This window comes from Roseinatronobacter thiooxidans (assembly GCF_001870675.1).
Lineage (GTDB): Bacteria > Pseudomonadota > Alphaproteobacteria > Rhodobacterales > Rhodobacteraceae > Roseinatronobacter > Roseinatronobacter thiooxidans.
The window spans coordinates 61,067-83,245 of sequence record NZ_MEHT01000044.1 but is presented as its reverse complement, the minus strand read 5'-3'; the positions used below and the strand labels follow the sequence as shown (position 1 = coordinate 83,245).

24 protein-coding genes and 1 tRNA gene are annotated in these 22,179 nt (G+C 60.1%); 9 read left to right on the top strand and 16 right to left on the bottom strand.

Annotated elements, in window-relative coordinates; all coding sequences use genetic code 11:
- Positions 1 to 11: 11 nt before the first annotated feature.
- Complete coding sequence (katG, locus tag BG455_RS12700) at positions 12 to 2,177, top strand: catalase/peroxidase HPI (RefSeq protein ID WP_071470591.1); 2,166 nt, start codon at positions 12 to 14, stop codon at positions 2,175 to 2,177.
- A 51-nt stretch (positions 2,178 to 2,228) separates the two neighbouring features.
- Here katG and BG455_RS12695 read toward each other — a convergent pair whose 3' ends face one another.
- Positions 2,229 to 2,981 (bottom strand): lipopolysaccharide kinase InaA family protein, encoded by a 753-nt coding sequence (locus BG455_RS12695; RefSeq protein WP_071470367.1) that lies wholly within the window; start codon positions 2,979 to 2,981, stop codon positions 2,229 to 2,231.
- Positions 2,982 to 3,086: 105 nt separating this feature from the next.
- On the opposite strand from BG455_RS12695, the gene BG455_RS12690 reads away from it, so the two are divergent.
- Entirely contained in the window at positions 3,087 to 3,494 is a 408-nt protein-coding gene (locus BG455_RS12690; protein ID WP_071470366.1) for a fluoride efflux transporter FluC, read from the top strand.
- Positions 3,494 to 3,871 (top strand): fluoride efflux transporter FluC, encoded by a 378-nt coding sequence (locus BG455_RS12685; protein WP_071470365.1) that lies wholly within the window; start codon positions 3,494 to 3,496, stop codon positions 3,869 to 3,871. The genes BG455_RS12690 and BG455_RS12685 overlap by 1 nt, the downstream gene beginning before the upstream one ends.
- Here BG455_RS12685 and BG455_RS12680 read toward each other — a convergent pair.
- From BG455_RS12680 to gltX, 3 genes are all read right to left on the bottom strand, one after another.
- A complete protein-coding gene (locus tag BG455_RS12680) occupies positions 3,868 to 4,656 on the bottom strand; it encodes an enoyl-ACP reductase FabI (protein WP_071470364.1) in 789 nt (262 codons plus the stop codon). The two genes, BG455_RS12685 and BG455_RS12680, sit on opposite strands and share 4 nt — an antisense overlap.
- Before the next feature lie 11 nt (positions 4,657 to 4,667).
- Complete coding sequence (gene fabB, locus BG455_RS12675) at positions 4,668 to 5,897, bottom strand: beta-ketoacyl-ACP synthase I (RefSeq protein WP_071470590.1); 1,230 nt, start codon at positions 5,895 to 5,897, stop codon at positions 4,668 to 4,670.
- 74 nt (positions 5,898 to 5,971) lie between these two features.
- The gene (gene gltX, locus BG455_RS12670; protein WP_071470363.1) at positions 5,972 to 7,306 is read right to left on the bottom strand and encodes a glutamate--tRNA ligase; all 1,335 of its coding nucleotides are present in this window, start codon (positions 7,304 to 7,306) and stop codon (positions 5,972 to 5,974) included.
- A 193-nt stretch (positions 7,307 to 7,499) separates the two neighbouring features.
- Between gltX and BG455_RS12665 the strand changes: the two genes are divergently transcribed.
- Positions 7,500 to 9,503, top strand: a complete 2,004-nt coding sequence (locus BG455_RS12665; protein WP_170124701.1) for an AsmA family protein — start codon at positions 7,500 to 7,502, stop codon at positions 9,501 to 9,503.
- A gap of 78 nt (positions 9,504 to 9,581) precedes the next feature.
- On the opposite strand, the gene BG455_RS12660 is transcribed toward BG455_RS12665, so the two are convergent.
- A complete protein-coding gene (locus tag BG455_RS12660) occupies positions 9,582 to 9,764 on the bottom strand; it encodes a PLDc N-terminal domain-containing protein (protein WP_071470361.1) in 183 nt (60 codons plus the stop codon).
- Between the two features lie 174 nt (positions 9,765 to 9,938).
- On the opposite strand from BG455_RS12660, the gene murB reads away from it, so the two are divergent.
- From murB to ftsZ, 5 genes are all read left to right on the top strand, one after another.
- On the top strand, positions 9,939 to 10,913 hold the full coding sequence (gene murB / locus BG455_RS12655; protein ID WP_071470360.1) for a UDP-N-acetylmuramate dehydrogenase: 975 nt from the start codon (positions 9,939 to 9,941) through the stop codon (positions 10,911 to 10,913).
- Between the two features lie 52 nt (positions 10,914 to 10,965).
- On the top strand, positions 10,966 to 11,886 hold the full coding sequence (locus BG455_RS12650) for a D-alanine--D-alanine ligase (RefSeq protein WP_071470359.1): 921 nt from the start codon (positions 10,966 to 10,968) through the stop codon (positions 11,884 to 11,886).
- Complete coding sequence (locus tag BG455_RS17175) at positions 11,874 to 13,199, top strand: cell division protein FtsQ/DivIB (RefSeq protein ID WP_111361126.1); 1,326 nt, start codon at positions 11,874 to 11,876, stop codon at positions 13,197 to 13,199. The genes BG455_RS12650 and BG455_RS17175 overlap by 13 nt, the downstream gene beginning before the upstream one ends.
- The gene (gene ftsA / locus BG455_RS12640) at positions 13,199 to 14,533 is read left to right on the top strand and encodes a cell division protein FtsA (RefSeq protein ID WP_071470588.1); all 1,335 of its coding nucleotides are present in this window, start codon (positions 13,199 to 13,201) and stop codon (positions 14,531 to 14,533) included. Before BG455_RS17175 ends, ftsA begins: the two co-directional genes overlap by 1 nt.
- 186 nt (positions 14,534 to 14,719) lie before the next feature.
- The gene (gene ftsZ, locus BG455_RS12635; protein ID WP_071470358.1) at positions 14,720 to 16,453 is read left to right on the top strand and encodes a cell division protein FtsZ; all 1,734 of its coding nucleotides are present in this window, start codon (positions 14,720 to 14,722) and stop codon (positions 16,451 to 16,453) included.
- Between the two features lie 315 nt (positions 16,454 to 16,768).
- Here ftsZ and BG455_RS17170 read toward each other — a convergent pair whose 3' ends face one another.
- The 11 genes from BG455_RS17170 to BG455_RS12585 form a co-directional block, all read right to left on the bottom strand.
- The gene (locus BG455_RS17170) at positions 16,769 to 16,948 is read right to left on the bottom strand and encodes a hypothetical protein (RefSeq protein WP_143079933.1); all 180 of its coding nucleotides are present in this window, start codon (positions 16,946 to 16,948) and stop codon (positions 16,769 to 16,771) included.
- Between the two features lie 53 nt (positions 16,949 to 17,001).
- Positions 17,002 to 17,076: transfer RNA gene (locus tag BG455_RS12630), tRNA-Phe, on the bottom strand.
- A 102-nt stretch (positions 17,077 to 17,178) separates the two neighbouring features.
- On the bottom strand, positions 17,179 to 17,325 hold the full coding sequence (locus tag BG455_RS12625; protein WP_425438756.1) for a DNA gyrase inhibitor YacG: 147 nt from the start codon (positions 17,323 to 17,325) through the stop codon (positions 17,179 to 17,181).
- A gap of 26 nt (positions 17,326 to 17,351) precedes the next feature.
- Complete coding sequence (locus BG455_RS12620) at positions 17,352 to 18,389, bottom strand: ribonuclease E/G (protein ID WP_071470356.1); 1,038 nt, start codon at positions 18,387 to 18,389, stop codon at positions 17,352 to 17,354.
- Complete coding sequence (locus BG455_RS12615) at positions 18,386 to 18,955, bottom strand: Maf family protein (RefSeq protein WP_071470355.1); 570 nt, start codon at positions 18,953 to 18,955, stop codon at positions 18,386 to 18,388. The genes BG455_RS12620 and BG455_RS12615 overlap by 4 nt, the downstream gene beginning before the upstream one ends.
- A gap of 3 nt (positions 18,956 to 18,958) precedes the next feature.
- A complete protein-coding gene (gene infA / locus BG455_RS12610; protein ID WP_071470354.1) occupies positions 18,959 to 19,177 on the bottom strand; it encodes a translation initiation factor IF-1 in 219 nt (72 codons plus the stop codon).
- A gap of 77 nt (positions 19,178 to 19,254) precedes the next feature.
- Positions 19,255 to 20,142, bottom strand: a complete 888-nt coding sequence (locus BG455_RS12605) for a carbon-nitrogen hydrolase family protein (RefSeq protein WP_071470353.1) — start codon at positions 20,140 to 20,142, stop codon at positions 19,255 to 19,257.
- Positions 20,139 to 20,726: a GNAT family N-acetyltransferase gene (locus BG455_RS12600; protein WP_071470352.1), complete on the bottom strand. Its 588-nt coding sequence runs from the start codon at positions 20,724 to 20,726 to the stop codon at positions 20,139 to 20,141. Before BG455_RS12600 ends, BG455_RS12605 begins: the two co-directional genes overlap by 4 nt.
- Positions 20,723 to 21,121: a ketosteroid isomerase-related protein gene (locus BG455_RS12595; RefSeq protein WP_071470351.1), complete on the bottom strand. Its 399-nt coding sequence runs from the start codon at positions 21,119 to 21,121 to the stop codon at positions 20,723 to 20,725. The genes BG455_RS12600 and BG455_RS12595 overlap by 4 nt, the downstream gene beginning before the upstream one ends.
- Positions 21,122 to 21,124: 3 nt before the next feature.
- Positions 21,125 to 21,583 carry an arsenate-mycothiol transferase ArsC gene (locus BG455_RS12590; protein ID WP_071470350.1) on the bottom strand — a complete coding sequence of 153 codons (459 nt, stop codon included), beginning with the start codon at positions 21,581 to 21,583 and terminating at the stop codon, positions 21,125 to 21,127.
- Positions 21,584 to 22,063 (bottom strand): UPF0262 family protein, encoded by a 480-nt coding sequence (locus BG455_RS12585; RefSeq protein ID WP_071470349.1) that lies wholly within the window; start codon positions 22,061 to 22,063, stop codon positions 21,584 to 21,586.
- Positions 22,064 to 22,179 lie beyond the last annotated feature (116 nt).

The window sequence follows — 22,179 nt, the reverse complement described above, 5'->3', positions numbered from 1 at the left end:
TGGAGGGAATCATGGACGGTTCTGATAAGGCGGGCAAATGCCCCGTCATGCACGGCGGACAAACGAACACAGGCAATGCTGTGATGGATTGGTGGCCGAAGTCGCTTAATCTGGACATTCTGCACCAGCACGACACCAAGGTTAACCCGCTGACAGGGTTCAGCTACCGCGAAGAGGTCAAGAACCTTGATGTAGACGCGCTGAAGGCCGACATCCACGCCCTGCTGACCGACAGCCAGGACTGGTGGCCTGCCGATTGGGGCCACTATGGTGGCCTGATGATCCGCATGTCGTGGCACGCAGCCGGCACCTACCGTGTGCAGGATGGCCGTGGCGGCGCGGGCACTGGCAACCACCGCTTTGCGCCCCTGAACTCTTGGCCCGACAACGCGAACCTTGACAAGGCGCGCCGTCTGCTATGGCCCATTAAGAAGAAATACGGCAACCAGATCAGCTGGGCAGACCTGATGGTTCTGGCAGGCACGATTGCTTATGAAAACATGGGCCTGAAAACCTTTGGCTTTGCTTTTGGCCGCGAGGATATCTGGCAGCCCGAGAAAGACGTCTACTGGGGGTCCGAGAAGGAATGGCTTGCCCCGTCGGACGAGCGCTATGACAATGTCGGCGACGCCTCGACCATGGAAAACCCGCTTTCTGCTGTGCAGATGGGCCTGATCTATGTGAACCCCGAAGGCGTGAACGGCCAGCCCGACCCGCTGAAAACCGCAGGTCATGTGCGCGAAACCTTTGCCCGTATGGCGATGAATGACGAAGAAACCGTCGCCCTGACAGCGGGTGGCCACACTGTCGGCAAAAGCCACGGCAATGGCCGCGCAGAAAACCTTGGCCCTGCACCCGAAGGTGCGGCACTGGAAGAAGCCGGCATGGGCTGGATGAACCACAAGACCCGCTCTGTGGGGCGTGACACAGTCACATCCGGCATCGAGGGCGCATGGACGACCGAGCCTACGAAATGGGACATGGGCTATTTCAAGCTGCTGTTCGGCTATGAGTGGGAATTGAAGAAATCCCCAGCCGGTGCATGGCAGTGGGAACCCATCGACATCCGCGAAGAAGACAAGCCGGTTGATGTGGAAGACCCCTCGATCCGCCTGAACCCGATCATGACCGATGCTGATATGGCCATGAAGATGGACCCCGCCTACCGCGCGATCTGCGAAAAGTTCATGGCAGACCCTGCATCTTTCGATGACGCCTTCGCCCGCGCATGGTTCAAGCTGACCCACCGCGATATGGGGCCACAGGAACGCTATATCGGCCCCGATGCGCCGAAAGAAGTGCTCATCTGGCAAGACCCTGTACCTGCTGGCAATGCCGATTACGATGTGGCGGCAGTGAAAGCGAAGATCGACGCCGCAGGCCTGTCGGTTGCAGATATGGTTGCAACTGCTTGGGACAGTGCGCGCACATTCCGCCAGTCCGACTATCGCGGCGGCGCAAACGGCGCGCGCATCCGTCTGGCACCGCAGAAGGATTGGGCTGGAAACGAGCCTGACCGCCTGCAAAGCGTGCTGGCCGTGCTGGAACCGATTGCACAGGAAACCGGCGCATCCATCGCCGATGTGATCGTGCTGGCGGGCAATCTGGGTGTCGAGAAAGCTGCAAAAGCTGCTGGTTTCGACATCGAGGTTCCTTTCGCACCGGGCCGTGGTGATGCAACAGACGAGATGACAGATGCCGACAGCTTCAAGTGGCTGGAGCCCGTTGCCGATGGCTTCCGCAACTGGATGATGAAGGATTACGTCGTCTCTGCCGAAGAGCTGATGCTGGACCGCGCGCAGCTTATGGGCTTGACTGGCCCAGAAATGACTGTCCTTCTGGGCGGTATGCGGGTTATGGGCACCAACTATGGCGGCACCAAGCACGGTGTCTTCACCGACCGCGTTGGCGCACTGACCACCGATTTCTTTGTTAACCTGACGGATATGGCATGGAAATGGGAACCCAAAGGCCCGAACCTGTACGAGATTCAGGACCGCAAGACAGGTCAGGCGAAATGGACAGCCACACGCGCTGACCTTGTGTTCGGGTCAAACTCGATCCTGCGCGCCTATGCTGAAACCTACGCACAGGACGATGCGTCCGAGCGCTTCGTGCGTGACTTTGTTGCGGCATGGGTCAAGGTGATGAATGCAGACCGCTACGATCTGGCATAAGTCGCCAGACCTGGCATGAATATGACGGCGCGCCTGTGGCGCGCCGTTTTTTTATTCCTGTTGATTTTGTGACAGCAGGAATTGCCGTGTGGGGCGAACGGCTGCAAACTCGCTGCGTGCCACACCATTCCAGCGGTGCCACAGGACAACAGGCGCGATCACCCATTCCACCCACCACAACCGCCGCGCCCGTATCAGGCATGCATCCCACACCCCAAGGGTGTCGTTTTGCCGATAGGCGTCTTGAAAAAACGTGGCCGCTTGCGGGTGCTGGTTTCCTTCGCGCAGGATCGAATGCAACAGCACAATCACATCGCGGGTCATGTCTTGTTGGCTTGCCTTCAGTTTCGCCCCTGCTTCCAGATCAAGAAACGTGATCTTTTGCCCGTCCCAGCATATATCGCGCATCGCAGGCCGCCCATGGACAAGCCCGAGCGCGTGAAGATTGGCAAGCGCCGTTCCCACTGCGCGCCATATCACCTCTGGCGCGTTACTTGTGACAGCGGTGCGGTGAATGGGGGGGCCACAATCAGTCATGATGAAACAGGTGTCATCTTGCGCAACAATCTGTGGAACCGGCGCGCCCCGCTGTGAAAAGGCTTCCAAAAGTGCGATTTCGCGCGCCAATGCGCGCGCCGGGTCACCTTTCATCAGGCGCGCGCGCCGTGTCCGGTGCTGTTCCAGCCGTTTCACAAAATACTTTTTGCCATCAAGTTCAAAACCATACAGTCGATGGTTTGCTTTCGCATGTGCCACATCCAGAAGGCGGCGCGCGGAAGGGGGGGGCAGGTTGGTATCTTGCATCCCGCTGACATACCGACAAGTTGGGGCGTGTCAATCAAGTGGCGCTGTGCAATTTTGTCATGATTGCACGATGCGTCCGTGCGGGGTCGGGTTTATAGAGAGCATATGAATATAACGCTGACAGATTTTGTTGTGATCTGCATCGCCGGTGGCCTTGGCAGCATGGCGCGCGCGGGCATGGGTGCTGTGTTGACGCGGGCGATGCACCCGGCTGGTGCAGTGTTTGTCATCAACGGGGTGGGCAGTTTCCTGATTGGCAGCGCTTTGGGGGTGTTTCTTGCAACATTGGCCCCATTTAACGCGGCGCAAGCGCCTGCCGGTTTTACCTATTTCGCAATAGGGCTGCTTGGTGGTTTTACCACAGTTTCGACCTTTGCGCTGCAAGTGCATGTGTTGTGGCAGCAGGGGCGCGTGCGCGGCGCACTTTTTGCCGCATTTGGTTCAGTGCTGATGTGTCCGCTGCTGGCATGGCTGGGTCTTGTTGGCGTGGGTGCTGTGCAGGGGGGCGGCTGATGCGCGGCGCTTCGATAAACCTTCTTGCCGTCGGTTTGGGCGGGGCCTTGGGCACAGGGCTTCGGCTGGTCCTTAGCCTTGCCGCATTTGCGCTGCTGGACCAACACGCCTTTGTGGCCACTCTGGCCGCGAATGTTTTGGGGGCAGGGATTATCGGGTATCTGGCAACGCGTGAGATGAGTTTGCGCATGCAGGCCATGTGGATGACAGGGTTTTGCGGTGGCTTCACCACGTTTTCACTGTTTTCCCTCGAAATTCTGCTGCTGTCCGAAAGGGGCGTGCTGCTGATGCTGGCCTATGGGGCCGCATCGCTGGTGCTGTGGATGCTGGCTGTCTGGGGCGGGTGGCGTTTGGGCCAGCCCGCCGCCAGTGCCTAGATATTGTCAACCTGTGGCATGCCCATGACGTGATAGCCGCCATCGACATGGATAATCTCGCCTGTTGTATGCGCGCCGTAATCCGATGCCAGATAGACCGCTGTGCCACCCACGCTGTCCAGTGTGGCATTGGTGCGCAGGGGCGCGTTGGCTTCGGCGTGGCGAAAGGTTTTGCGCGCCCCGCCAATGGCGGCACCGGCCAGTGTTTTCATCGGGCCGGGGCTGATGGCGTTTACACGAATACCCTCGGGGCCAAGGTCATTGGCCATATAGCGCACCGCACTTTCAAGTGCTGCTTTCGCAACACCCATGACATTGTAGAACGGGGTGATGGTGTTCGACCCCTGAAAGGTCAGCGTCAGCAGCGTGCCGCCATTCGGCATCATTTCCGATGCGCGGCGGCCAAGGTCGATGAAGCTGTAACAGCTGATTTCCAGAGAGGTTTTGAAATTCGCGCGGCTGGTGTCGCGGAAGCGCCCAGTCAGTTCCGACTTGTCGGAAAAGGCGATGGCATGGACCAGAAAATCCATGCTGCCCCAGCGCGATTTCAATGTGTCAAACGCCGCATCAAGCGAGGCTTCGTCTGTTACATCCACATCCAGCAGCACATCAGACCCGAGTGAGGCCGCAAGCGGTTCAACCCGCTTGCCAAACGCCTCTCCCTGATAGCTGAAGGCCAGCTCTGCCCCTTGTTCGGCCAGTGCTTTCGCAATGCCCCATGCGATCGAGCGTTCATTGGCAACGCCCATGATCAGCCCGCGTTTGCCTGCCATCAAGCCTGACATGATCTGTCCCTTCAGTCTTGAAACGCGCTCATGACAAGCGTGGCATTGGTGCCGCCAAAGCCGAAGCTGTTGGACAGGACCGAGTCCAGCTCGACATTCTCGACCAGTTTGGTGGCGATTTCGCCCTCAAAAATTGCGGGGTCAAGCTGGGTCACATTTGCCGATGCAGTGATGAATTTGCCCTGCATCATCAGCAGTGAATAGATAGCTTCCTGCACACCGGTCGCGCCAAGGCTGTGGCCGGTCAGCGATTTGGTCGATGAGATGGGCGGCACATTGCCTTTGCCCCAGATGCGGCGGATTGCTTCCACTTCGGTCACATCGCCAGCGGGGGTCGAGGTGCCATGTGCGTTGATATAGCTGATCTTGCGCCCCTCTGGCAGCGTGTCCAGCGCCAGCCGCATCGACCGCTCGCCGCCCTCGCCCGAGGGGGCGACCATGTCATGCCCGTCAGATGTGGCACCATAGCCGGTAATTTCGGCGTAAATCTTGGCCCCGCGCGCTTTCGCGTGCTCCAGTTCTTCCAGCACCAGCATACCACCGCCGCCGCCGATCACAAACCCGTCGCGGGTTGCGTCAAAGGCGCGGGCTGCCGTTTCGGGCGCGTCGTTATATTTGGACGACATCGCGCCCATCGCGTCGAACAGGCAGGACAGGGTCCAGTCCAATTCCTCGCCGCCGCCGGCAAAGATGATGTCCTGTTTGCCCATCTGGATCAACTCCGCCGCGTTGCCGATGCAATGCGCAGAGGTGGAGCAGGCAGAGGTGATCGAATAATTCACACCCTTTATCTTGAACGGCGTGGCCAGACAGGCCGAATTGGTCGATGACATGCAACGCGTGACCATGAACGGCCCCATGCGCTTGGGGCTGCCTTTTTCCAGAACGATCTTGTGCGCCTGAAACAGGTTCGCGGTCGATGGCCCACCAGAGCCGGTGATCAGCCCTGTGCGCGGGTTCGACACATCAGTGTCTTCCAGCCCTGCATCGGCAATGGCCTGTTCCATCGACAGAAAGTTATAGGCCGCACCCGCCCCCATGAAGCGCAGGTTGCGCTTGTCGATATGGTCTTCCAGCACGATCTGTGGCTGGCCATGAACCTGACTGCGAAACCCGTGTTCGGCATATTCTGGCGCGAATACAATGCCCGAACGCCCGGCGCGCAAACTTTCTGAAACTTCGGTAGCAGAATTCCCGATGGGCGAGATGATCCCCAGCCCGGTGATGACAACACGACGCATGACGCCTCCCATATCAATATTCTTGCCTGTCTAGGCCAGCATAACCCTTGGGGCAAGCCTGAAGCCAGCCCTGCCTATTGCGTGTCGCGCGCGGGGATGCGCTGCAACAGTGGCATAAGGGATGACATATCCGGCCCATGTGCCTGCCCTGTCAGGGCTTTGCGCAGCGGCATGAACAGGCCCTTGCCCTTGCGCCCTGTTGCCTCCTTGACTGCGCTGGTCCAGTTGGACCATGCATCCGGCCCGTAGGGTGGGGGCGGCAGCAGTTTCAGCGCCTCTGTCACAAACTCTGCATCCTCGGGCGCAATTTCGGGGGCGGCGCCATCGCGGCACAAGGCCCACCATGCGCCCAGGTCTTCCAGCCGCGTGATATTCTCGCGCGCGACTTGCCAGAACTGCTCGGCCAGGTCATCCGGCACGCCAAGCGCTGCGATCTGGTCTGCGACGGCTGCGAACGGGCGCGATTGCAGGTCTGCGCGCGTTAGCGGCCACAGGTCTTGCGCATCGAATTTGGTGGGGGCCGCACCGAACTGGCCAAGGTCGAACCCATCGGCAATCTCGTCCAGTGTCAGGCGCAATTCCACGGGCTGGCTAGAGCCAAGCCGCGCCATCAGCGACAACAGCGCGGCAGGCGTCACACCCTGCGCGCGCAGATCGCGCAAGGACAATGTGCCAAGGCGTTTTGACAGCGCCTCGCCCTGCGCGCCGGTCAGAAGCGAATGATGCGCGAAACTGGGGGCTGTGCCGCCCAATGCCTCGATGATCTGGATTTGCGTGGCAGTATTGGTCACATGGTCCGAGCCGCGCACGATATGGGTGATGCCCATATCCATGTCATCGACCACCGAGGCCAGCGTATACAACACCTGCCCATCGGCGCGGATCAGCACAGGGTCTGACACGCTGGCCGCGTCGATCGAGAGGGGGCCAAGAATGCCATCTTCCCATTCAATCCGGTTCTGGTTCAGCAGGAAGCGCCAGTATCCCGCCCGTTCTGCCCGCAAACGCACCCTGTCGGCATCTTCCAACGTCAAAGCCGCGCGATCATAGACTGGCGGGCGGCCCATGTTCAGCTGTTTCTTGCGCTTGAGGTCCAATTCGCCCGGCGTCTCGAAACATTCATAGAAACGGCCATCCGCGCGCAACCGCTCTGCCGCGTCATTATAGCGTTCCAGCCGCTTTGACTGCTGCTCGACCCTGTCCCAAGTCAGGCCCAGCCATTCCAGATCATGCTGTATGCCGTCGATATATTCCTGTTTGGACCGTTCTGCATCCGTGTCATCCAGCCGCAGCACGAATTCGCCACCCGATTTGCGCGCAATCAGGTAATTGAACAGCGCTGTGCGCAGATTGCCGATATGCAGATATCCTGTGGGTGATGGTGCAAAGCGCGTGACGATACGGGACATGGGCGGACCTCCTGAGACCAGCCTTCCTCTTTCACAAGGCATGGCGCAGTGCAAGGGGCGCGCATATCCGGCCTATGTGCAAGTCACAATCTCGCGCAGAAATCGCCCTGCCCGGATTTTGGCCAAGACATGCGATTGGGGCAAGGCTAGACTCGGCCTGCCGGGTTTGTTTCACTGCGCGTCGGAGGGAATTATGCGTCTGCTCAAAGCTTTTATCGGGATGATTATTGGTCTTGCGGTCTTGCTCGGGGGGGCTGCATTGCTGATGCCTTCCGAACGTATTGCACAAATCGCGGCGCAACAGTTTCAAAGCGCGACGGGGCGCAGCCTGCATTTCGATGGCAATGTGGCTGCCAGTTTTTACCCCCTCATCGGGGCCACTGCGCAATCTGTCAGAATTGGCAATCCCGACTGGGCAGGGACAGAGTCGATGTTGTCTGCCGAAGAAATGGATTTCGGCTTGGATGTCATGGCGCTGATCCGCGGCGATATTGTGGTCGAGCGCGTGGTTCTGCGCGACCCGCACCTGCATCTGATCCGCGATGCGCAGGGCCGCGCGAATTGGGACTTTCCCCGAAACGCGCGCAGCCCTGCAACCGAGGGCAGCGCCGATACTGCCAGCGATGCACGCCCTGACCGGCAATCGCGTGGCTTTTCGTTGTCCGAGGCGCGCATCATCGGGGGCACCTTGCGGTTTGAAGACCGCCAAACCGACACCGATCTGACCCTGCAAGGGTTGGAGGCCAGTCTTCGCTTGCCCAGCTTTGGCGGGGCCGCCGATCTGCAAGCGTCGGGCATAATGAATGGCCAGCCTTTCCAGATGACTGCCAGCACCGAGAATGCAGAGCGCTTTGTCTCGGGCGCGGTCACGCCGGTCACGCTGGATGCGACTGTCGCGGGTGCGACGATGACATTTTCAGGGCGGGCCGGTCTGGACAGCCTCGCGCTGGAAGGGCAGGTGAATGCCACGATCCCTGCGCTGGCCCCGCTGGTGCAGTTCGCAGGCCAAAGCGGTGGGAACCTTCATGCCGGTTATCTGCCGCTCGCCATGACAGGGCAGGTTACACGCACCGCAGATGGCCAGATTTTCGCCCGAGAGGCGCAGTTTCGCGCAGGCGGGCTGCGACTGACTGGCGCGCTGGACCTTGCACCGGGGGCGGATCGGCCCCGTCTGACAGGCCAGCTGTCGGGCGATGTGCTGGATTTGCGCAGCACGGGCGCGGCGGGGCAAAGCGCGCAGGGCGCGCAGACGGGCGGTTCCGGCTGGTCGCGCGCGCCGATAGATGCCAGCGCGCTGGCGCTGGCGGATGCCGATATTTCGTTGGCGCTGGCGGGTTTGCGCACAGATGTGACCACTTTGGGCCGAACGCGGCTGGGGGTGACGATCGACCGCGCGCGCGCGGTGTTTGACCTGCGCGAAGTCGCGGCTTTCGGCGGGCAGCTCACAGGCGAGTTTGTGATGAACAACCGCGCGGGCCTTTCGGTGGGCGGCAACCTGCGTGCGCGCAGCGTTGATCTTCTGCCGCTGCTGACGGAACTGGCGGACTATCGCCGCCTTCAAGGTCTGGCCAATGCCGATCTGCAATTTCTGGGGGTGGGCAATACGCTGCATGACATCATGACGTCCTTGCGCGGCGAGGGGGCACTGGCCTTCTCGCAAGGCGAGATTATCGGCTTTGATCTGGCAGGCATGCTGCGCAATCTGGACATGTCCTATATGGGAGAGGGCAACCGCACGGTTTATCAGTCGATCAACGGCACCTTCACCATTGCAGAAGGGGTGCTGCGCAATGACGATCTGCGGCTGGAAGCGTCACGTTTTTCTGTCACCGGGCGCGGGCAAGTGGGGCTTGGGGCGCGCAATCTGGATTACCGCATCGTCCCTGCGGCGGTGCGCGGCGATGAGACACTGCGTGTACCGCTGATGATCACCGGGCCATGGGATGCCCCGCGCTTCCGGCTGGATCTGGAAGCGCTGGCGCGCGAGCAGTTGCGCATGGAGCAAGAGCGGCTGGAAGAGATCGCACGCGAGGAAGCGCAGCGTCTTGAAAGCCGTGCGCGCGAACAGGCCGAGCGGCGCTTGCAGCAGGAATTGGGAGTAGAGCGGCAAGAAGGCGAGCGTATCGAGGACACCTTGCGCCGCGGGTTGGAGGCGGAAATCGGCAACCGTTTGCGCGGATTGTTAGGGGGGAATTGATCGCGGCGGCGGTGCTTTCAAGCTGCGCCCTGCGGTTGGACAGGTCCACCGCAAGGTCGCAGTCAGTATACTGAACCGTTACACCTTCTTCGGCCCTGCCAGAAACCAGATGATCAGCCCGACCACGGGAAAGACCAGAACCAGCAATATCCACAGAACTTTTTGCCCCTGTGTCGCAGGTGATCCCAGAATGGACACAGCCGCCCAGATGACAACCGCAAGGTGGAGAATGCCCAGCACGCCGGTGAAATTTGCGTTCATAATATCCCTCAAACTGTTTTTGATATGACACTATATAAAGCCGCCCGCGCGGATTAGGTTCCATAAGCCTATGCGCAGGCGTGGCGCTTCTGCCCTTTGGCGTGGCAGTAATTGCTGGGGCGGGGCCGCTGCCCCTCTCGACAAGCCCCCTGTTGCCGCGCTAATCACAGGGCCATGACACCTGACATGATCCCTGTGCGCGGCACGCTGAGTGCCCAAAAACCCCTCGACAGCCTGACATGGTTGCGCGTGGGCGGGCCTGCCGATTGGCTGTTCCAGCCCGCAGATGAGGCGGATTTAAGCGATTTTCTGGCAGCCCTAGACCCTGATATTGCGGTTTTCCCGATGGGCGTCGGGTCCAACCTGATCGTGCGCGATGGCGGGTTGCGCGCTGTTGTGATCCGGCTTGGGCGGGGGTTCAACAGTATCGAGATTGGCGAGACCATCACCGCAGGGGCGGCAGCACTTGATGCGCATGTGGCACGCAAGGCCGCAGATGCTGGGCGCGACCTGACCTTTTTGCGCACCATTCCCGGCAGTATCGGGGGCGCGGTGCGGATGAATGCGGGCTGCTACGGGTCTTATATTGCCGATCACCTGATCGACATAGTGGCGATTGACCGGCAGGGGCAGCGCCATGTGATCCCCGCTGCCGATCTGAATCTGGCCTATCGCCAGTCTGAACTGCCCGAGGGGATGGTCATCATTCAGGCCCGTTTCACGGCCGCACAAGCGGAGGCCGAGCGCTTGCATGCCCGCATGGAAGACCAGCTTGCCAAGCGCGATGCGACCCAGCCCACCAAAGAGCGCAGCGCCGGTTCGACCTTTCGCAACCCCGCCGGTTTCAGTTCAACCGGGCAGGCGGATGACCGCCATGATTTGAAAGCGTGGAAGGTGATCGAGGATGCGGGGCTGCGCGGCGCGCGGCTTGGGGGCGCGCAAATGTCGCCCATGCACCCCAATTTTCTGATCAATGCAGGCGGGGCGACAGCGCGCGAATTAGAGGCGCTGGGCGAGGAAGTGCGAAAAAGGGTTTTGCAAGCGCGCGGTATTTCGCTACAGTGGGAAATACGGCGGGTGGGCGAAGCAGGGCCTGACGCCGCGTTGCCGCAGCTGGTATTGAACTCTGGCGCGGAAAAGACAGAATAAAACGCCCTGAAACTGGGGCAAAAAAGGCCGCAAAGGCCATGAGGCAGTGGGAATGGGCATGTCGAGCAGGGCAGCCCCCCGGATATGTGTTCTGAAAGGCGGACTCTCGGCTGAGCGCGAGGTGTCGCTGTCGTCAGGGCATGAGTGCGCGAAAGCGTTGCGGGTGGCGGGTTATGAAGTGATCGAACTGGATGCGCGCGGCGATGTCGTGCAGCATCTGGTTGAGATTGCGCCCGATGTTGTTTTCAACGCCTTGCATGGCCGGTATGGCGAGGATGGCTGCATTCAGGGCATTCTTGAATGGCTGCGCATTCCCTATACGCATTCGGGTGTCCTGTCTTCCGCGCTGGCGATGGACAAGGAACGCTCCAAGGCGGCGTTTACTTGGGCGGGCCTGCCGGTGGTGCCCAGCCTGATCGCCCCCAAAGCCGATGTGATGGCGCGCCACCTGATGGCGCCACCCTATGTCGTCAAGCCCAACAACGAGGGCAGCTCGGTTGGTGTCTATTTAGTTTCCGACCGTGCCAATACCCCGCCGCAACTGGGGCCAGAGATGCCCGAGCAGGTGATGGTAGAGGCTTTTGCGCCGGGGCGCGAGCTGACGACAACGGTCATGGGCGACCGTGCGCTGACAGTCACCGATATTCTGACAGATGGCTGGTATGACTATGACGCCAAATACAAGCCCGGCGGCTCGCGCCATGTGGTGCCCGCAGAAATTCCGGCAGATATTTTTGCAGCCTGCATGGAGTATGCGCTGCGCGCGCATCATGCGTTGGGGTGCCGCGGTGTCAGCCGCACTGATTTCAGATGGGACGAGGGGCGCGGGCTGGACGGGTTGATCCTGTTGGAAACCAACACACAACCCGGCATGACACCGACTTCGCTTGTGCCCGAACAGGCCGCACATTGCGGCATCAGCTTCGCTGACCTGTGTCACTGGATCGTGGAGGATGCCTCATGCGACCGGTAGCGCCAGAGTTTGCGCGCGATATGCGCCACGCCCCGGCAGAGACGATGCCGCAAGACCTTGATGCGCCGCTTTCTGCGCTGTCGCGCAGAGAAAGCTTCTGGGATCACCTCAGCGCGACCCGCGCCGAGGAATATGCCCAGGAAGATATTTTCCCGCATGTGCTGCTGCCCGATATGGTGCCTGACCCGCATGCGGCACATCACCTTGAAACAGCGCCCTATCAGGCGTTGGATATGTCCGAAATCCAGACCGCGAGTCTGGTTGATACGCTTGGTGCCCCGTCAGTTCAGGGCGCTTTGGACACAGACGCACTGTCAGGGCGCGCTGCCTTTCTGGCAGATGCGCCCGTTGCCCCCTTTGGCACAGCCGCATGGCAAGACCCGCAAGATGCGCCCGTTGCCCCCGAAACGCCCTTTTTCGCCGGATTGGAGCATCGCCCCCATCCAAAGCGCAAGCGCATCAGCCCTGTCCGTGACAGCCGCTTGGCCTACAGGTTGCAGCGGATGTGGCTGACGCCGGGCTATCGGGCTTTCATCAAATATGGCGCACCCGTTCTTGCGGTGCTGGCCGTGGTGACTGTGTTTTTTGCAGATGAAGCGCGGCGCGCTGCGGTCGCGGGGCATTTGGACGCGGTTTATGACGCTTTCGTGGACCGCCCCGAATTCATGGTGACCAGCCTGCAACTGCCCGAGATGTCGCCCGAACTGGACAACGCCTTGCGACAGAAGCTGGATATTGATCTGCCGCAATCCTCTTTCCGGATCGATCTGGATGCCGTGCGCCAAGAGGTCGAGACTTTGGATTGGGTCCGCTCGGTGGATGTGCGGTTGTTGTCTGGTGGAGTGATTGCGCTGTCTGTGACAGAGCGCACCCCTGCGATTTTGTGGCGTTCTGAAGATGGTTTGGAATTGCTGGATGGTGAAGGTGTGCGCGTGGCCTTTGTGGCGCATCGCAATCTGCGCGCCGACCTGCCCTTGATCGCGGGTAAAGGGGCCGATTTGCAAATTCCCGAAGCGTTGCAGCTGATCGACGCGGCCGCCCCGCTTGGGCACAGGCTGCGCGGGTTGATGCGCATGGGCGAGCGGCGCTGGGACGTGGTGCTGGACCGTGACCAGCGCATTCGCCTGCCCGAAACAGGCGCCGTTGCCGCGCTGGAACGCGTGATCGCGCTGGAGCAGGCACAGGATTTGCTGTCGCGCGATCTGCTGGTGGCCGACATGCGCAACCCGTCCCGACCCATTCTTCAAATTAGCGCAGGCGCTATGGATACCCTGCGCGATATTCGTTCACAGACGATGGAGGCTTTACAGTGATAAATGACCCTTATGCCTCGCAACGCGCGATGCGCCAGATGCGGCGCGCAGCGATGCAACGCGGCGTGATTGCGGCGCTGGATATTGGCACCTACAAGATTGCGGCACTTGTTCTGAAGCTTGACCCCGACAGCGCAGGCCAGGACCATCCCGGCATTGGCAATATGGCAGGGCAGGCGGCGTTTCGGGTTATCGGCGCAGGGACGACGCGCTCTCGTGGGGTGCGGTTTGGCGAAGTCTCTGCCATGGCCGAGACGGAAAGCGCCATTCGCACTGCCTTGCAGGCCGCCCAGAAAATGGCACAGACGCGGGTGGACCATGTTATGGTTTGCCTGTCGGGCGGTAATGTCCGGTCTTACGGATTGGCAGGCGAGGTTGAGGTCGAGACAGGAACCGTTGCCGAAAACGATATTGCCTGCGTGATGGCAGCGTGTGAGATGCCCGATTTCGGGGCAGGGCGCGATGTGCTGCATGCCCAGCCCATAAACTTCGCGCTGGACCACCGCACTGGGCTGTCAGACCCGCGCGGGCAAAGCGGGCGGATGCTGGCCTGTGACATGCATTTGCTGACTGTCGATGCCAGCCTGATCCAGAATGTATGCAACTGCCTGAAACGCTGCGATGTCGAATTGGCCGGTATCGCCTCCAGCGCCTATTCCACGGGCATGTCGTCTTTGGTTGAAGATGAACAGGAACTGGGTGCGGCCTGTGTCGATCTGGGGGCAGGAACGGCCAGTGTTTCGGTGTTTATCAAGAAACACATGATCTATGCGGACAGTGTCCGTATGGGCGGCGCGCATGTGACCTCGGACATCTCGAAAGGTCTGCAAATCGATTTCTCGACCGCAGAGCGGATCAAGACCGTGCATGGCGGGGTGCAGGCCACGTCGATGGATGACCGCGAGATGATCGCGCTGACAGGCGATAGCGGCGATTGGGAGAAAGACCGCCGCAGTGTCAGCCGCGCGGAACTGATCGGCATCATGCGCCCGCGCATCGAGGAAATTCTCGAAGAGGTGCGCGCCCGTCTGGATGCGGCAGGGTTCAACCACTTGCCCAGTCAGCAAGTCGTGCTGACAGGGGGGGGCGCGCAGGTTCCCGGCATTGACAGTCTGGCCGCGCGCATTTTCGGGCAGCAAGTGCGCCTTGGCCGGCCCGTGCGCGTGCGCGGCCTGCCGCAAGCGGCCTCTGGCCCTGCATTTTCCAGCGCTGTGGGGCTAAGCTTGCTGGCAACCCACCCGCAGGATGAATGGTGGGATTTCGATTTGCCTGTGGATACCTACCCCGCGCGCTCTCTCAAACGGGCGGTGAAATGGTTTAAAGATCACTGGTGACAGCAAAATCTGGTCGTTCTGTCGAGACGATGCGGAAAACAGGAAAAAATTTGCCACATCTGGTGGTGATTCGTGACTTTTTTGATGACCTTGACCTGCAAGACCTGTAGGATTCTGTAAAAAGCGGTAATTCGGCGTCAGCTTGTGGCAGGGCGCGTCGGCTAAAAAGAGAGGCGGAGTGAGCAAATGGCACTGAACTTCACAGAAAACAGACATCATGATGACCTGTCCCCCCGGATCACGGTGTTTGGTGTCGGTGGTGCGGGCGGCAATGCGGTAAACAACATGATCGAACAGGCGCTGGAAGGTGTCGAGTTTGTGGTTGCCAATACCGATGCGCAAGCACTTCAGCAAAGCCGCGCACCGGGCCGGATTCAGATGGGTGTCAAGATCACCGAAGGTTTGGGTGCAGGGGCACGGCCATCGGTTGGTTCTGCCGCCGCGGAAGAAACGATCGAGGAAATCATCGATCACCTTGCTGGCTCGCATATGTGCTTTATCACTGCGGGCATGGGCGGCGGCACTGGCACAGGTGCGGCCCCGATCATCGCACAGGCGGCGCGCGAATTGGGCGTGCTGACAGTGGGTGTGGTGACCAAACCTTTCCAGTTTGAAGGCTCCAAGCGGATGCGTCAGGCCGAAGAAGGGGTCGAGGCGCTGCAAAAGGTGGTCGATACGCTGATCATCATTCCCAACCAGAACCTGTTCCGGCTGGCGAATGAAAAAACCACTTTCACCGAAGCTTTCGCCATGGCCGATGATGTGCTGTATCAGGGCGTCAAGGGCGTGACCGACCTGATGGTACGTCCCGGTCTGATCAATCTCGATTTTGCCGATGTCCGCGCTGTTATGGACGAGATGGGCAAAGCGATGATGGGCACGGGCGAGGCGACAGGCGAAGACCGCGCCATTCAGGCCGCAGAAAAAGCCATTGCCAACCCGCTGCTGGATGAAATCAGCCTGCATGGCGCGCGTGGTGTTCTGATCAATATCACAGGCGGTTATGACCTGACCTTGTTTGAACTGGACGAGGCTGCAAACCGTATCCGCGAAAAGGTTGACCCCGAAGCCAATATCATCGTCGGCTCTACCCTTGATCCCTCGATGGAAGGCGCGCTGCGGGTATCCGTTGTTGCAACCGGGATCGATGTCGCCCCAAACACGCAGTTTGAAGCAACGCCACGGCGCAGCATGTCAACACCTGTGCGCCCCGAACTGGTAGAGCGGCCCGCGGCAGCACAACCCGCCCCGCAACAGGCAGCCCAGCCTGCTGCGGCGGACTACGCGCAAACACCTGCAGCACGCGATGCCGAAGAGCGTGCCGAGCAGCGCAACCTGTTCGAACGTCTGCCCACCCCCGAGCCTGTCAGGCAGGCGCCTGCGCAAGTTGCAGCAGCGCAAGCCCCTGCATATGACGACCAGTCCTATAGCGGGCAATCCTATCAGCCGGCACCACAACCCGAGCAGTATAAGCAACAGGCCCCCCGTTTTGCCGCCAGAGCGCAGGCCCCTGCCGAGAATTACGAGGACCAGTTCGATATAGACTCGGTTCTGGCAGAAAAGCAGCGCAGCCATGACGCACGCGCTGTTCCGGGCGCGGATTTCACCGCGCCGCGCCGCCAGATGCCAGGGACACCATCGCCAGAGACTTTGGCGAAGCTTCAGCGCGCAGTTCAGAAAGCACCCGAGTCTGGCTATGGGCGCGCCCCTGTCGAGCGCGAGGATGTCGCAGCGGATAAAGGGTCCAGATTTGGCATCGGTTCGTTGATCAGTCGCATGGCGGGTCACGCGTCTGAGGGGCAGGGTGCTGCGCAGCGCCGCATGTCCCCCCCAGTGACCCAATATGAAGAAGACCCGACACCATCGCCCTCTGATGACCGTATCGAAATTCCTGCCTTCCTGCGCAGACAGGCCAACTGAACGGCATTTGGACGATAAGCCAAACACCAAGAGCCAGCAGATCACTGCTGGCTCTTTTTGCATTATGTATCGTCTGTTTGTATTCCAGTGCCTTACCGGCTGGCATTGGGCCGCTGTGCTTGCCGCTATGGTTGAACGGACAATAGGCGCGAACAGTCGGTCTTGCACGACACCACGCGCCCGTACAGGCCAAGCGCAGAAGGCTATTGGCGCTTCGCCTTCGGACAGAACGGCAAGTTCGTAATGCACTGACTTTCTGGTTAACGCCTCTGAAAAACGCCTGAACATGGAAAGGCCACTATGCTGCCGTTCCGGTTAGAAAAATTTGACCCGAGCGGGCTTGGTGCCGTAAACAAACGCTTCCAGTAAACCAGCCGAAGCGTGCTTGTCGGCAAGACATCGGCCAGCATCGTTTGAACGATGTTGAAGCGTGTCGCCTTCAACCTGCGGTAAATTTTGCTGCGATAAATCAGGTTCAGCACGCAGTCCTGCCAAGCCTGCCCGCTCTGCATCTTGCAGAGGCGCGTTAGCTTAAATCAGAAAGTAAATGGTGCCCGGGGGCGGAATCGAACCACCGACACGAGGATTTTCAATCCACTGCTCTACCCCTGAGCTACCCGGGCACGGGTGCATCTTTCGATGCGAAGCGCTACGTTTTGCGCTGGGTGTGAGTGTCTTATTGCAGGTATTTGGGACTGTCCAGAGGCTTTGACAAAAAACTATGCCTAAGGCTTATCATCATTTTCCAAAGGGTCGGACGGGTCGTCATCTTCTTGTGTCAGTGGCACCGGAATCACATAATCCGCGCGAAACCACCGTGCCAGATCCACATCAGCGCAGCGGCGCGAACAAAAGGGGCGGTAGTCTGGCACGGTCGCTTTTTGGCAAATCGGGCACGTCATTTCAGCACCAGTTGCAACGACATACGATCGCGTTTGCGGGTCAGTTCAAAATTTCCCAATGGCGTCCATCCGGCGAGGGACACATCGCGCCCGTCCTGGCGGAACGCAGCGCGCAGGGATTGTTCCAGCACCTGACGATCTTTTTTCGCAAAAGGGGCGAAATCAATCACGATCTGGCCACCTATTCCGCGCAACCGCAATTGTCTGGGCAGATCGCGCACGCAGGCGATATTGGCCTTCAGGCCTGCGGCTGGGCTGGTATCGGGGCCGGTATTGACATCAACGGCGATCAGCGCGCGGGTTGGTTCGATCACCATAGAGGCGCCATTGGGTAGGGACACTTCGGGGTGCAGCAAATGCTCGATCGCATCGCGCACCTCATGGCGGTCAAAACTGCCCGCTGCATCGTCCAGATCATCCGGGTCCGGCCAGTCACGCCATGCGGCCAGATGCGGGGTAGGGGCGTCTACAAGGATTTCCGGCGTGCCCTCTTGGTCGGCAAGGACCGCTTCTGCCAAGCGGCGCATCTGGTCGATATCTGCTAAAATCACATCATCATCGGCGTTTTCACAAGCCGAGCGCAGGATCAGCCCAAGGGCCGCGTCCGCGCCTTCCATTGCGCGCTGTGCGATGTCTGCCAATTCGGCGCCACGCGCGGCATCACTGATCTGGCGCGAGACATTCAGCCCCGGTGCATCTGGCGTAATGATCGCATAGCGGCTTTTGAACATCAGCCGTGTCGTCAGCGGCACGGCCTTGCCAGCCTCTGGCAGCCCTGTCACCTGGACCAACAGCGCCGTGCCGGGGCGCAAGCCATTGGTCTGGCGCAAGAAGCCGCTTTGCCCGCTCGGCAGGTCGACAAATGCGCCGCCAAGCCCTTTGACAGGGCGGCCCAGCTTGCCTCGGCACAGGGTTTCGGGGGGCAGCCTGTCATCTTCCAGCGCGATCAACAGCTCTTCCAGCCGTCCGTCAACCATGCGCGCGGCGGCTTCGCGGCCGCGAAAATGGTCCAATGCGATGACGCTGCCCTTCATGTGTTCCACCTTAACCCTGCTGCGCGCAACAGCTGTGCTGTCTCCATTGCAGGCAGGCCCATCACGCCTGTATACGACCCCTGAATCCATGGAATGAATGCGCCACCGCGCCCCTGAATCGCATAGCCGCCTGCCTTGCCCTGCCATTCTTCGGATGCAAGGTATTCATTCAATTCAACATCCGATACGCGCTTCATCTTGACTGCGGTTACCTGCGTGCGGGCCCAGTGCTGTGCCCCGCGCCGAAGCGCGACACTTGTAATAACAGTGTGCCGCCGCCCAGACAGCATCAGCAGAAACTCTGCTGCTTGTGCCGCATCTTTGGGTTTGCCCAAAATGCGCCGCCCCAACGCCACTGTGGTATCGGCCACCAGCACAATATCGTCGGGGTCTGACGGGAGGGCGTCCAGCTTTGAGCGGGTCACGCGTTCGCAATAGGGGCGGGGCAATTCGCCCTTTTTTGGCGTCTCGTCTATATCCGCCGCAACGATCGCGTCAGGAATAATGCCCATCCCCGCCAAAATTTCCTTTCGGCGCGGGCTGCCAGAGCCTAGAATCAGGCGCATGGCTTATTTGAAACGGTAATTGATACGACCCTTTGTCAGGTCATAGGGGGTCATTTCGACCTGAACCTTGTCGCCGACCAGAACCCGGATGCGGTTCTTACGCATCTTTCCTGCCATATGTGCGTTGATCTCATGGCCGTTTTCCAGCTCGACCCGAAATGTCGCATTTGGCAGAAGTTCTTTCACGACACCTGGGAATTCGAGCAGTTCTTCCTTGGCCATGGTAACTCCATCTTTGCACTATGCACGGGAACCGTGCGCCGCTTAAATGCGCGCAATACGCGGGGTTTTCAAGCCTTTTATAGGGGTTTGCTGTGCTCTACGGGCAATGAAATGCGTGCATCCTGCTTGGCCCAATCTGTATGGTTCAACACGGCCCCATCCGCGCGCACGCGCGCGACGGCGTCCAACGTGATGTCGGCCATGGCCCAGCCGGCCGAGTTGAGCGGCCTTTGCGCCAAGATGCCGGTCTCTGGAAAGCCCAGATCGGGCGGGCCATAGATCGCAGCCGCGCCGGTGTTCAGGTCTATCGCAGGGCACCATGCGGCAGGCCCGACAGTTGGCGCATGCACTGCAATGCATTGGTTTTCCAAGGCGCGCGCCATCGCGCCAACCTTGACACGGGTATAACCGGCCAAGGCTTCGGTCGCGGACGGGACCAACAGGATTTCCGCGCCCGCATCGACCAGCGCGCGCGCAAGCAGCGGAAATTCGCTGTCATAACAGATGAGTATGCCCAGCTTTCCAAGCGCAGTCTCGAACAGGCGCAATCCCTGACCGGGTGCGATATCCCAGTCTTCATGCTCGAACCGTGTCATGATTTGTTTGTCCTGATGCCCGATCACCCCGTTTGGCCCATACAGGACGGCACGGTTGACGGGGCGCGCGGCTGCGCCCATCGCAGGGCCGCTTGCGCCAAGGATATGAACGCCATGTTTATGGGCAAGCTGGCAATGCAAATCCATGACCGCGCTTTGGTGGCGCATCACCTCATGCAGGGCTGCTTCCAGATCAGCCGCGATCGCCGCGCCACCAAGGCTGGCCAGTTCCATTGCGCCATATTCGGGAAAGACCAGCAGATCGGCCCCGTCCATCGCCGCTTTGGCGACCCAGTCTGACAGTTTCGCCCGATACTCTGCCCAATCCGACAGAAAATCGAGCGGATAGGCGGCTGCGGCAAGTTTCATAGCTCTCTCATCCAGAATTGCAGGGGTTTTGTGCTGTCCTTTGCGTCGCCGGTATCGCGCCAGTGGAACTGTGCCACAACGCCGTCCAGCGGCGCATAGCCGCGGGCGCGCCAGAACGCATCAAGCGGGCGATACCCGTCGGGCCGGGCAGGGTGGTCGGGCGCGCGCATAACGCTGCAAAATGCAGATTGCCGGTAGCCAAGGCTGCGGGCATGGCCTTCGCGCAGATCAAAAAAATGATGGCCTGCGCCTTGGCCGCGATATTCGGCCAACAAAACCGATTCGGCGCAGTAAAATATCTGCCCAGGCGCATAGGCGCTGTTTGCGAAAGCCTGCGCAAATTCCGCATCTGCATCTTGCAGGGGCAGGCCGGTCGAGGCGCCGACCAGCCTTGGCCCGTCAAACGCGGCGACGACAATTGCGCGCGGGTTGTTGCGGTAGGCTTGCAGATAGCTGCGTTCATAGGCCAGATCGCCATCATACAGATACGGCCAGTCACGAAACACAGCGATCCGCAGCTGCGCCAGCCCGTCTATGACGGGCGAAATGGCCGCGCCGGTCAGACCTTCAAACCGCAAACTCACGCGCTGACCTGTGTGATCCAGTCTTGAAGATTGTAAAAGGTGGTGATCCGCGTGATCTGGCCGCCCGACAGGGTAAAGAAAGACCCCGCAGGCAGCACATAGGTTTGCCCGCGCGCCTCTGGCAGGCCGGGGTCGGTTTGCAGATATTGCCCATGCACAGTGAATTCAGCCGCAGCCCGTGTGCCATCCTCGCTTACGAAAATCACCATGTCGCGCAGGGTTTCGCGGTAGCTGACGCCCATATGGCTGCAAAACTCTGCGAATTTCGCGCGGCCCGCGCGCATCTCGCCCTGATTGACGAAATGCTGCACATCTTCGCTGACCAGTGCCAGCATTGTCTCGGTGTCGCCTGCATTGAAAGCGGTGAAATAACGCTCGATACTTTCGCGGCTCATGCTCTACCTTTCTGTGGGTGGCCCGAAGCGGGCCAGCAGCCGTTCCTTGATCTGGTCACGAACCTGACGATAGGCGGCAAGCTTGGCCTCGCGCGTCTCGCCCAGGCCTGACGGGTCCATGACCGGCCAGTATTCAACATCTATATGGGCAAAGCGGGTCAGTTCCAGCGCCTGCCGCTGGCTGGCGGGCGAAAGCGCGATGATCAGGTCGAACCCTGACAGATCATCCCCCCAATCGACCATGTCTTCAAACGAGCGCGCGCGGTGGCTGTCCAGTTCCACCCCTTCTTCAAGGCTGACCGCGACCGAGAAGCCGTCCACCTCGCGGTCATTGCGCACGCCTGCGGACTGGACATAGGCGCGCTGGCCGTACAGTTTCTTCATCAGCCCTTCAGCAATGGGCGAGCGGACCGAGTTATGGTCGCAGCAAAACAGCACCGAAGAGGGGAAGCGTTGCGCCATTCAGCCCCCGAAATGCAAAACGCAGATCAGGGTAAACAGGCGGCGGGCGGTGTCGATATCCATATCGGCCTTGCCCTCCAGCCGTTCTTGCAGAATGCGTGCGCCCTCGTTGTGAATGCCGCGCCGCGCCATGTCGATGGCTTCGATCTGGCTGGGAGGCAGGCGCTTTACCGCCTCGAAATAGCTGCCGCAAATCTGGTAGTAATCTTTCACCACCTGCCGGAAGGGGCCAAGCGACAGCAGCATTTCACCCAGATTGGCCCCTGCTTGGTCACATACGGCAATCACCAAACGCCGGTCGCGGATGGCAAGCCGCATCGCAAAGGGGCCGGGCGGGGGTTTTTGCCCCTCACGCGCAAGAAGCTGGAAGGAATTGTCTTCCAGCAGGTCGAACACCGCGACTTTGCGTTCCTGTTCAATTTCGGGCGTGGGGGTTGGCAGCCCGCTATCGTCTATTTCAATCTGGCAGATTCGGCTCATGGGACTTCTTACGCAGTTTCACCCCGCTGTGATGCCCTGTCTTTGCGGTCTTCGCAAGCGATCCGAACCGGCGCGGGGGGCTTTTCAGGTGCAAAGCTCCCCGCATGGCGCCAATC